Below are 10,597 nucleotides of genomic sequence, written 5' to 3'. Positions count from 1 at the left end.
CCGCACACCCCCGTCCCCGGCCTGAGCAATCCAGGCCCCCTACAGGCGAACAGAGCCAACATCCAGCCGCAGATCGACTACTACCTGTACGGCGGCATCGCAGCCACCGAACAAGTACTCCCCACCATGATCGAACGCGACAGCGGCACCATCCTCTACACCACCGGTGGCACTTCGAAGGACCCGCTGGCCGGACCCGCCGAGTTCACCACAACCACCATCGGCAGCGGCGCACTACGCAGCTACGCGCTGAAGCTGCACCAGGCAACCGCCGACACCGGCGTCTACGTCGCGCACATCCCGATCTTCGCCTGGATCGGCAGCGGCGGACCCGAGACCCAGCCCGACACCATCGCCCAGCACTACTGGACCACCCACACCAAACGCGACGGAGCCGAACACCCCTACGTCGCCCTGTAAACAGGACACTCGACCAGGCTGCAGCTGACCGACCACCGCGCCGGTCCGCCGTGCGGTCAATCGAGTGGAACGCCGGTGCGGCTTTCCAGAGTCTTGATGAGCTGGGCCCGGAAGTCTTCGTCTTGGCATGCCGGGTGTGGTGCTTGCGTCTGCCGGTGATGCCAGTAGCCGCCGCTGCTCGGGTTCACGCCGTCGTGGGTGGCGAGCCACACCTGGGTTTCGTGCCCAGCGGTCAGGTCGTCCGGTGCACCGGCGCCACCCATCCGGGTCGGGACCCAACCCGGATCGACCGCATGGCTGGAGGTTCCTGGCCAACGCGATGCGAGCGCCAGCGCGAGGGTGGTGATCCACAGTTTGCTGTCGGAGTACGAACCGGTGCCTTGCGACAACCGCCGCAGGTCCGTGGAGCCGCCCCGGTGCATGGAACTACTGAGATAGATCAATCTGGCGGGCTTGTCCATCAACGCCGTCAACAGGTACGGCGCGAGCACGTTGACGGTGATGACCTCCGGAGAGCTCATAACGCCGGCGTTGTGGATGACAGAGTCGAAGTGACCGAAGGCGGAGACCTGCCGAGCAACGTCGTGGATTTCGACGACCCGGGCGAGATCGCCGATGACCACGCCCTTCCACCGGCCAGGTTCGCTGAGCCGCGACTCGTTGCGGACATGAACGACCACGTCATGCCCCGCGTCGGACAACGCATGCGCAGTGTTGTACCCGAGCCCGCTGGCCGCTCCGGTCACCATGACCAGCGCCATCTCAGACCGCCTCGATCTCGGAGGCCTTCGAAGCGGCCCAGGATGCAAGCAACTGCAGGCTTTCTTCGGACGGTGAGCCGGGTTCGGCCGTGTAGACAGTGAGGGTGAGACCGGATGCCGACGTCATGGCCAGGGCCTCCCAGCTCAGCGTGAGCTCGCCGACGACCGGGTGATGAAAGCGTTTGGTGCCGGTACCGTGACGCGTGACGTTGTGGGCGCCCCAGCGAGTTCGGAAGTCATCGCAGCGCGTCGAGAGTTCCCCCACCAGGTCATGAAGGTCCTTGTCGTGCGGGTTCCGGCCGGCCTCCGAGCGCAGCAGGTCCACGGTCAGGTCGGCGACATGGTCCCAGTCCGGATAGAAGTGGCGGGCCGCTGGGTCGAGGAACTGGAAGCGGGCCATGTTCGGCGGCTTCGTCGTACAGGACCTGTAGAGGTCGCTGTAGAACGCGCGGGCGAGCGGGTTGGCGGCAAGCACGTCCAGCCGGCCGTTGGCGACCCACGCCGGACCGGCGGTGACCGCATCCAGGGTCCATTGGAGGCTCGGGTGCAGGGTCCACTGCTTGCTGGAGCGCGTCCGCGGCCGGGCGAGCGTGTCAGAACCCTCCGCGGCCTGGGCCAGGTGGAGCAGGTGAGCACGCTCGGCCTCGTCAAGCCGAAGCGCCCGAGCGACCGCTTCCAGCACCGCGGGTGAGACGCCGGACAGGTTGCCGCGCTCCAGCTTGGCGTAGTACTCGACGCTGACATCGGCGAGCGCCGCGACCTCGCTGCGGCGCAGTCCCGGCACCCTGCGCCTGCTGCCCACGGGCAGCCCGGCCTGCTCCGGGGTGAGCCTGGCTCGCCGCGAGACGAGGAACTCGCGGACTTCGTCACGGTTGTCCACACCTCGACCGTACTTCAGCCGCCGAGCCGTAGCGATGTACTGCCAGTACACCCTTCACCAGTGACTCGCTGCGCGTCCGGCCGGCCGGTTAGCTCGGTGACGCGGGACTTCCTGATCGTCCCGCGACCTCATCAGTGAAGGAGCAGAACAACCATGCGCGGTGTCATGATGCACGCTCCCGGCGACTTCCGGGTGGAGGAACGCGCGGACCCGGCGATCCTCAAGCCGACCGATGCCGTCATCCGGCTGACGGCCACCTGTGTCTGCGGTTCGGACCTCTGGCCGTACCGCGGAGCCGAGCCCATCGACGGCCCAGCGCCGATCGGCCACGAGTACGTCGGGATCGTGGAGGAGGTCGGCAGCGACGTCAAAGCGGTCAAGCCCGGCCAGTTCGTGGTCGGCGGGTTCTCCGCCTCGGACAACACCTGCGAGATCTGCCGCGCGGGCTATCAGACCTCCTGCGTCCAGCGGGAGTGGATGAACTCGATGGGCGCCCAAGCCGAACGGCTGCGCGTCCCGCTGGCCGACGGCACACTGGTCGCCACGCCAGGCATGCCGGACGACGACCTGATTCCCAGCCTTCTGACGGCCTCCGACGTACTGGCCACCGGCTGGTTCGCCGCCGTGGCCGCTCAGGCCGGCCCCGGCAAGACGGTCGCCGTTGTCGGCGACGGCGCGGTCGGCCTGCTCGGAGTGCTGGCGGCCAGGCAACTCGGCGCCGAGCGCATCATCGCCATGAGCAGGCACGAATCCCGCCAGAAGCTTGCCCTCGACTTCGGCGCTACCGACATCGTCGCCGAGCGCGGCGACGATGGCATCGAGCGGATCAAGGAGCTGACCGGCGGCTTCGGCACCCATTCGGTCATCGAGGCGGTCGGCACCCAGGAGTCGATGCTGCAGGCGATCCGCTCCATCCGTCCCGGCGGCCACGTCGGGTACGTCGGCGTCGCCCACGACGTCACCTTGGACGGGCAAGAACTGTTCTTCTCCCACGCCCACCTCCACGGCGGCCCCGCCCCGGTACGGCGGTTCCTCCCCCAGCTGATCGACCTGATCTGGAACCGGCGGATCGCCCCAGGCCGGGTCTTCGACCTCACCCTTCCACTCGACCAGGCCCCCGAGGCCTACCGCGCCATGGATACCCGGCAAGCCATCAAGGCCCTACTCCGTCCCTGAACAGGAGCACCCGCACATGAAGACAAAACTCAAGATCGCCCCACTCGCACTGGTGCTTGCCCTCCTGGTATCCACCACTCCCCCGCTCACCCAGCACAGCATGGCCGATCGCAGCACCGGCCCGCTCGTTGGCACATGGCGCATGACGTCGCTGGAGGTCGGCACCGAAGGAAATCTCCACCCCGTCCCGTACTCAGGCCAGGCGGTCTTCACCAAATCCGGCACCATGTCGGTCCAGGCCATGAACCCCGACCCCACCGCTCCGGACACGCCGTACACGCTGAACGGCTACGAAGCCTTCTACGGAACGATCACAGTCGACCAAGCGACCCGAACGTTCGTCGTAACCGTCGAGTCGTCGCTGGTACGCACTCTCATCGGCCAGCGCCTGACACGCGTCTTCGCAGTGAAGGGCGACAGGTTGGTCCTCACCCCGCCCGACCCGGCGGAAGGCTGGCGAGCCACCTACGAGCGCATCTGAACTCATCAGCTCCGCTTGGTGATTGTTGTCGCGCCGACCAGGTCAGTGCGAGCTCTCCTCGATCGCCGGTACGTCGCTCAGTACGGCGCCGATCGCCGTCGCCGCGTCCGGCCGAGAGATCTGTAGACGCCAATCCAGCCCGTGCGGCGTACCGAAGTCGATGTTGCCGTACAGCATGATCGGCAGCACGGGATTGTTGGCGAACCGTCGGTCGGGTCCACCTTTGACGTTCACGTACTGCCAGGTCCGGTCGACCTGCTGAGCGTCTTTCGGCCGGCTGCCGCGGCTCTCGATGAAGCGCTGCCGGTAGGCGTTCGCCCGGAGATAGCGATAACTGATGTCGGTGTAGCGCTTGTTGTCGAAAAGCAGAACGCGGTCAGGTAAGAAGTGAAGGCTCGATCCCCCCGCAGACACAGTGGGCACGGCAACGTTCGTGGCCAGGTGCCGCGGTCCGGCCAGACCGGCCACCGCGGTGATGCGATTGACCAGGCTGCTGGCGCCGGCGTTCGTCTTGTGCTGGTACGTCGTCTGCACGCGCCCCGACTGCACCTCGCGCCACAGCTGACTCGAGTCGGTGAGCCAGACCCAGCTCGACGTCAACGCCTCGAACCAGTACGCCCGCGCATCGCTGACGTCGTAGAAGAGGACGACCGTACGGCGTGCCTTGTCGCGAAGGATCAACCACCAGCACAACGGCGCCGCCAGCACCCAGATCACCACGCCGTACGGCAGGGTGAGGAGGCCGAGCACGCCAACGACGATCGTGATCGGCAGACCCCACGCATGCCTTGCGGCAGCAGCGTTCAACTGCTGGACGATATCGCCGCTTCCAGTCGGCGCGAGCGCCATCGCGGTCACACCGGTTACGTCTGCCATCTCCACCTGCGCCGGGTGCTGTGTGGGCGGGCCCGGCAAGGGCCTCGACTGTGCTGCCGTAGCGCGATAGCTCACTCGCTCGCCGGCTATCCGTACGTAGTTTCCGCGCGGCCCGGCGCCAACCCGGAATCCTGGTACTCCAACGCTGACGCCGAGTCCGGACGACCCGGCGCTGAATCGAAACGGTCCTGCTTTGATCGAACTCCGAAGATAGAACATGTCTCCGCGCTCAGACTTCGTTTGCTCGGCAGGTCGGGCAGAGCTTCGGTTTGCGACCGCGAACCCGCAGCCGCTCGAAGCGCGCCTCACACTGTCCGCAGACGAGGATCTCGAGAGCGATGCCGACGGCCGGAGCGACTGTCTGCTCCGTGTAGACGGGGACCGCGCCGGCTGATTTGACCTTCGCAGGCACCGGCGCCACGATCTTTTGCAGTGCACGAGCGCGCCGCTTCTGCAGATCCTCGACGGCATCCTCACGAGCCGGCGCCGCGCCGTACAAGGCGATGCCGCGCTCAGCCCACCGCAGGCACTCCTGCCAGTCCTTCTTCTTCTGCTGCCGGATCGCCATCTGACGATAGGTCTCGAGCAGCGGCACCTTGCTCCACTTCGCCATGAAGGCCTGGCAGATCGTGTCCATCTCGGCGTCATGCCGCTTGCAGACATCGTCGAACTCGTCCAACGCGGAGTCGTACAGATCGCGGCATCGATACAACCGCGACTCCAGTTCGGCGAACTGGAAGTGCCGGTCGATCGGGTCGGGATCGTTTGCCAGCAGGTCCTGCAGCATGGCAATCGCACGGCGGTCCCCGTCCGGCAGATCGTCGTACCAGGACAGGTCGTACGAGTCGTCCTCGGCATCCGTCAGCCAAGCCTCGCTGAACCCGGTCCGCATGGTCGTCTCGCCGAACACCGGCCGCCCGCGTGGTCCCGCAGGCGGCCGCATCACTCCGAAGTCACTCGGCCGATGCTCAAGCCAAACCCCGAGCCTGCCCGGCCCGTCGTCGTAGTGCCCGCCTCCGACAATCACGCCCGACAGCCCGATGTGCGCTCCATGGAGCCGCATGAGCTCATTCAGCCCCGCCACATACTGCCCCGCCGTCTGCCGATCCAGATACCCGACGAGGTGTCCTTGGATCACGACAGCAATCGCGTTGGGGTCGTACGTATTCTGCGGCTCAGGCACCAGCACCGCATCAACCGTGCAACGCACACTCTGTCCGACGCGAGCACCCGAGATACTCCAAAGAGCGTCTTGGTAGTGACTCTCCCCGACCACCTCAAGGTCGTCGTCACCACTCAGCATCCGAACCGGTGGTCTCCCGGCCGGCGCCACAGTCCCCCGACTTCCCCCTCGGCCACGTAGCCGATCCATCCACCCCATCGTGATTCCCCCTCGCCTTGCCGACCACATCGTGCGGGAGGGGTACTTCGTTACGGAGCGCTACGTATCACGCTTGACTCTCCGGCCCTCTATCTATGCGGGCCCGTGTTCTTTGCGCACATATCAGGAGCTATCGATGCACGACGAGATTCAGCTGATCAGCGACGGTGACGGGCTGGCGGTCATCGGGGATCCGGCGTCCGTCGATCGCTTCCTAACATCTGAGGGACTCACGTCGAAAGACCTCGGACTGCATCGGCTCAGGCCTTCGCTCAGCACCACTGCGGCAGCCACACAGTCGGCGTCCGAGATAGCGGCCAACTCGGGCCGCTGGGTGAAGCTGACCAAGGAATCCGCTCAGCTCGCCCACAAGCACGGACTGCGGGGAAGCGGCAAAAGTGGTCTCGACACCGGAGTCTTGAAGGGGAACCACGGCCAGATCAAAGGCTTCGTCGAGTTCGTGAAGGGCCCCACAACGCTGCTGACCAACCCCGCACTCCTAGCGGGCGCGGCGGGCATCATGGCCCAACTCGCCATGCAGCAGGCGATGGACGACATCACCGACTACCTGGCCACGATCGACAAGAAAGTCGACGATGTCGTCAGCGCTCAGAAGGACGCTGTGTTCGCGGACGTCATGGGCGTGGATCTCGTGATCGAAGAGGCCCTCACCATCCGAGACCAGGTGGGTCGAGTATCCGACGTCACGTGGTCAAAGGTGCAGGCCACGACGATGACGCTCGCCCGAACCCAGGCGTACGCGTTGCTCCAGCTCGACGCCATCGCAGACAAAGCAGAGCACGAGTCGAACGTCGGCGAACTGGCAACGCTGACCAAGCAGGCCGAGACCAAGGTTCACGAGTGGCTTGCCGTTCTGGCTCGCTGCTTCAGGCTCCAGGATGCGATCGCCGTACTCGAGCTCGACCGAGTCCTGGACGCATCTCCGGACGAGCTCGACCGTCATCGTCTCGGCCTCCAGATGGCACGCCGCAACCGGCTGGACCTCATCTCCCGAAGCACCGAGCGCCTGATGGCCCGCATGGACGCATCCGCCGGCACCGCCAACAAGAAGGTGCTCCTGCACCCGAACGCCTCTCGGGATGTGGTGCATTCGAGCAACATTGTCGCGACCGCCGTCGCAGACTTCCAGGGTCGGCTGGGGATCGAGCACGGCCGACAATCACTGCAGGCGAAGCGATGGGCAGAAGCGGCCACGGAGGTCACAGACAAGGCTCGCGAGGCGGGAGCCGACAGCGTCGACGCCGCCAGACGCCTTGGCGGCGAAACCCTCGACCGAGCCAAATCGGCGACCGGCGAGCTCTCCAACCGAATCACCGACCGAGCGCTCCGCCGACGGAAGGACGAGACGCTCGACCACAACCAAGACTGACTTGAACGCCGCCCCGTCTTGCGCGAGCAGTTCGGCGAGATGCAGGTGGCGCGCGAAGAGCCACCCGACGATGCCTTCAGTGGCGTAGCCCTGTTGCGATGACCGGTTGTGGTGTCAGGCCAGGTCACCGGCTGAGCTGGTACGTCAGAACCAAGGTCACGGAGTTCCTCTCGGCGTGCGAGCCACACCCATAGCCAGTGTCGGCGGACAAGACCGCGCCTTGCGTGCCAGGCTTGCGCGTGACGAGTCCGTTGCCAGTCGGTGAAAGGGATATCTGTGAACGATCTGCAGAAAAGCTGCGTCGTCAACGGCATCGAGCTGGCGTACCGGTACGTGCCAGGTGATGCACCGTGCATCGTGTTCGTCTCCGGACTGGGCGGGTCGGGTGAGGAGTGGGACAGCGTGATCGAACGCCTTCCTGCTGGCCTGTCGACGTTGGTCTATGCCCGAGCCGGCTGTGGAGAAAGTGGGCCGGTCGATGCGGCCACAGCAGCCGCAAGTGCCCAGCCAGTGCAGTGGGGAGCTGAGCAGTTGCTGGCTCTGTTGGGCACGGTGGGCGTTCAGGAGCCGTGGATTCTGGTGGGGCATTCGATCGGTGGTCTGATCGTTGACGCATTCGCCCGGCTGTGGCCTGACCTGGTCTGTGGCCTGGTCCTGGTGGACGCCAGCGACCCAGCCCTACATACGGCGTTGGACGTGGACAAAGAGGTCCTCGTCGACGGCCGGGAAGGTGAGGCGTGGCGGATCTCCTATCCAGAGACGCTGGACAACTTCGAGCCGGGACCGCAGCGGCACGTTGAGACCGTGGTGATCGGTTCGGCAATGTGGCGCTGGCTACCGGTCAAGGAGGCGGAGGAGTACCGACCGCTGTCGTTGGTCGAGATGGATCAATGGTGGCACCGTCACCAGCTCCAACTGGCGCAGCGCTGGTCCGGTCATCTCGTGGTGCCTCACTTCGCGGGCCACCTTGTGCAGAAGGACTCACCGGACCTCGTCGCGGAGGTTGTCCGGAGTATGGCTGCTGCGAAGGGCGGCGCGGTGCAGCTGGACCAGCCCGCTGTTCTTCGAGCAGGCGGGACGGTGCGGGTGAGCGTGCGGGACGAGACGTTCATCGAGTGGAACGCGACAGGACCCCGTACCGATGGAGACTAGCGATCTCCAGGCCGAGCTCGAGCGGCGAGCGGCGCTGGATCAGGAAGCCCGCCGCGCGGTGGATGGCTGGTCAGGCGACCCTCGTACCGAGTTGTGGGATGTGGTCAACGAGGTCGACGCCGACAACACCCGCTGGCTACTCAAGGTCGTGACCGAGCACGGCTGGCCACGGATGTCCGACGTCGGTGAGGAAGCGGCCACGAACGCGTGGCTGCTGGCGCAGCACGCGGACAAACAGCCAGAAGACCAACTCCTGTTTCACCGCCTGATGGCCGCGGCAACAGAGGCGAGTGAGGCGCCGTCGAGGCTGTTCGCCTACCTGGAAGACCGGGTGCGGACCAACGCCGGACCTGTTGACTGAACTAGATGTGGACTTTCCGCAGGTCAGGTGACCTTTCTGGGCTCCGTCAGTTAGGCCGTCCGTGGATGAATCCGCCATGACTTCGAGAGATCTTGCTTCTCTGCCCGTGCCGTTGACCGGTGCCCTGAGGGCCACGGAGAACGAGTGGGAACCGTACGAATTGATAGATCCGCGCGGTCTCGTGGAGCGGGGGGTTGCGCTCTTCTTGGTGGATCTGCAGGCTGCGGGGCGCTCGCCGTCGACGCTGCGGTCGTACGGCATGGCTCTGCTCCGCTGGTACCGGTTCTTGTGGGCGGTCGACGTTGTCTGGGACCGGGCATCGAGGATCGAAGCCCGGGACTTCAGCAGATGGATGCAGCTCGCGGACAAGCCTTCCCGGATTCACTGGCGCAACCGCGGCACTGAATCGGCCGCCGCGATGATCGCGCCGTCGGCCAGTACTCCTAATCAGGTCACAGGTAAGCCGAAGCCGGGCCCCAAGTACGCGGCGTCGGTCCGCGCACACAGCGAGACGGTGCTGAGGACTTTCTACGACTTCCACCGGGACATGGGCAGCGGGCCGGTCCTGAATCCGTTCCCGCTGGTGAGAGGGAGCAGAGATCGGCGTGCGCACGCACACCAGAGCCCGATGGAGCCGCGCCGCAATGAGCGGTCCGGGTTGTATCGGCCTCGGGTTCCCAAGCGGTTGCCTCGCAGTGTCCCGGATGAGTTCTTCGACCGACTGTTTGCGTCCTTGCCGAGTGACCGGGATCGGGCCCTTGTAGCGTTCTGGGTCTCTACCGGCGCGCGGGCCTCGGAGCTTCTCGGTACGTGCCGGGGTGACGCAGACCCTGGCCAGCAGGTGATTTCGGTGGTGCGCAAGGGCTCTCGCGCGGCTCAGCTACTGCCCGCATCGTCCGATGCATTCGTGTGGTTGCGGCTCTACCAGCAGCAAGTGCACGGGGAGATTCCGGCGGGACGGAGTCAGCCGTTGTGGTGGACCCTCCGCCGGCCGTTGCGTCCGTTGACCTACTCTGCCGCGCACCGGATGTTCGAGCGGGCTAATGCCAGACTGGGATCGAACTGGACGCTGCATGACTTGCGGCATACGGCGGCCTACCGGATGGCCCGTGATCCGGAGGTGCCGCTCACCGACGTGCAGTGGGTCCTCGGACACGCGCATCTGACGACGACTCAGATCTACCTTGTCCCGCACCAGAACGAGGTGATCGGCAGCGTTCTCGCCCATCACGCACGGCAGGCCGAGCGCCGTGCCCGGGTGCCGATTCCGCCGGTCGCCTCCGGCTACCGGCCGGACGATCTCGACGTGCTCTTTGGGAGGCCGATGTGACCGCAAGGTTGGGTACCCCCGTGCGGCGCGTGCTCACGGATCCGCCGATCGAGGTGGCCACGATCATCACCGAGCATCCAGTGGATGATCTTCTTCGGCGCTATCCCCCTCGGCGGCCCGTCGATTCCTGGCCGCAGACGCATCTCTCGCGCGAGCAGGTAATGGAGTTGCTGCTGCAGCCCCGCTATCGCTCGGGTGTCTACGAGACTGAATACGTGCGTCGTCGCGGTCTCAGGTGGGTGGTGAGCTGGCTGGAGACCTTGGGCCTTGACCCTGGTTCTTGGACACGCTGAATCCAGCATTTGCTGGGGAAGCGAGATGATTCTGAGTTATGGCCCGTAGGAACTATTCCGAGGAGTTTTGTCGGCAGGCCGTCGACTTGTACGAGT

The 10,597-nt window shown here is 65.6% G+C and carries 12 protein-coding genes and 1 pseudogene; 8 read left to right on the top strand and 5 right to left on the bottom strand.

The features are described from left to right. On the top strand, positions 1 to 420 hold a 420-nt coding region (locus tag E1261_RS45625), incomplete at its 5' end, for a Rossmann-fold NAD(P)-binding domain-containing protein (RefSeq protein WP_420814099.1). 56 nt (positions 421 to 476) lie between these two features. On the opposite strand, the gene E1261_RS38975 is transcribed toward E1261_RS45625, so the two are convergent. Together E1261_RS38975 and E1261_RS38970 are read right to left on the bottom strand one after the other, a co-directional pair. Beyond that, the gene (locus E1261_RS38975) at positions 477 to 1,181 is read right to left on the bottom strand and encodes an SDR family NAD(P)-dependent oxidoreductase (protein WP_132414776.1); all 705 of its coding nucleotides are present in this window, start codon (positions 1,179 to 1,181) and stop codon (positions 477 to 479) included. A gap of 1 nt (position 1,182) precedes the next feature. Further along, positions 1,183 to 2,061 (bottom strand): helix-turn-helix transcriptional regulator, encoded by an 879-nt coding sequence (locus E1261_RS38970; protein WP_132414775.1) that lies wholly within the window; start codon positions 2,059 to 2,061, stop codon positions 1,183 to 1,185. Positions 2,062 to 2,214: 153 nt separating this feature from the next. Between E1261_RS38970 and E1261_RS38965 the strand changes: the two genes are divergently transcribed. Further along, positions 2,215 to 3,237, top strand: a complete 1,023-nt coding sequence (locus E1261_RS38965; protein ID WP_132414774.1) for a zinc-dependent alcohol dehydrogenase family protein — start codon at positions 2,215 to 2,217, stop codon at positions 3,235 to 3,237. A 16-nt stretch (positions 3,238 to 3,253) separates the two neighbouring features. After that, positions 3,254 to 3,718: a lipocalin-like domain-containing protein gene (locus tag E1261_RS38960; RefSeq protein WP_132414773.1), complete on the top strand. Its 465-nt coding sequence runs from the start codon at positions 3,254 to 3,256 to the stop codon at positions 3,716 to 3,718. Between the two features lie 42 nt (positions 3,719 to 3,760). Here E1261_RS38960 and E1261_RS45620 read toward each other — a convergent pair whose 3' ends face one another. From E1261_RS45620 to E1261_RS38950, 3 genes and pseudogenes are all read right to left on the bottom strand, one after another. Then, positions 3,761 to 4,594, bottom strand: a complete 834-nt coding sequence (locus E1261_RS45620) for a hypothetical protein (protein ID WP_238176706.1) — start codon at positions 4,592 to 4,594, stop codon at positions 3,761 to 3,763. 99 nt (positions 4,595 to 4,693) lie between these two features. Further along, positions 4,694 to 4,813: pseudogene (locus E1261_RS47205) on the bottom strand (DUF4236 domain-containing protein); the annotation flags it as partial. 10 nt (positions 4,814 to 4,823) lie between these two features. Beyond that, positions 4,824 to 5,897, bottom strand: coding sequence for an HIRAN domain-containing protein (locus E1261_RS38950; RefSeq protein WP_238176707.1), 1,074 nt, complete (start codon positions 5,895 to 5,897; stop codon positions 4,824 to 4,826). A gap of 214 nt (positions 5,898 to 6,111) precedes the next feature. Between E1261_RS38950 and E1261_RS38945 the strand changes: the two genes are divergently transcribed. The 5 genes from E1261_RS38945 (at position 6,112) to E1261_RS38925 (ending at position 10,501) form a co-directional block, all read left to right on the top strand. Further along, complete coding sequence (locus E1261_RS38945) at positions 6,112 to 7,365, top strand: hypothetical protein (RefSeq protein WP_132414771.1); 1,254 nt, start codon at positions 6,112 to 6,114, stop codon at positions 7,363 to 7,365. A 276-nt stretch (positions 7,366 to 7,641) separates the two neighbouring features. After that, positions 7,642 to 8,517 carry an alpha/beta fold hydrolase gene (locus tag E1261_RS38940; RefSeq protein ID WP_165952797.1) on the top strand — a complete coding sequence of 292 codons (876 nt, stop codon included), beginning with the start codon at positions 7,642 to 7,644 and terminating at the stop codon, positions 8,515 to 8,517. After that, entirely contained in the window at positions 8,507 to 8,878 is a 372-nt protein-coding gene (locus E1261_RS38935) for a DUF6624 domain-containing protein (protein ID WP_132414769.1), read from the top strand. Before E1261_RS38940 ends, E1261_RS38935 begins: the two co-directional genes overlap by 11 nt. A gap of 208 nt (positions 8,879 to 9,086) precedes the next feature. Next, entirely contained in the window at positions 9,087 to 10,208 is a 1,122-nt protein-coding gene (locus tag E1261_RS38930) for a tyrosine-type recombinase/integrase (protein ID WP_202875407.1), read from the top strand. A gap of 20 nt (positions 10,209 to 10,228) precedes the next feature. Further along, positions 10,229 to 10,501 (top strand): hypothetical protein, encoded by a 273-nt coding sequence (locus tag E1261_RS38925; protein ID WP_132414767.1) that lies wholly within the window; start codon positions 10,229 to 10,231, stop codon positions 10,499 to 10,501. Positions 10,502 to 10,597 lie beyond the last annotated feature (96 nt).

Source organism: Kribbella albertanoniae, from assembly GCF_004348455.1.
Taxonomy (GTDB): Bacteria; Actinomycetota; Actinomycetes; order Propionibacteriales; family Kribbellaceae; genus Kribbella; species Kribbella albertanoniae.
The sequence above is the reverse complement of the archived record's forward strand: the minus strand, read 5'-3'. Positions and strand labels throughout refer to the sequence as shown.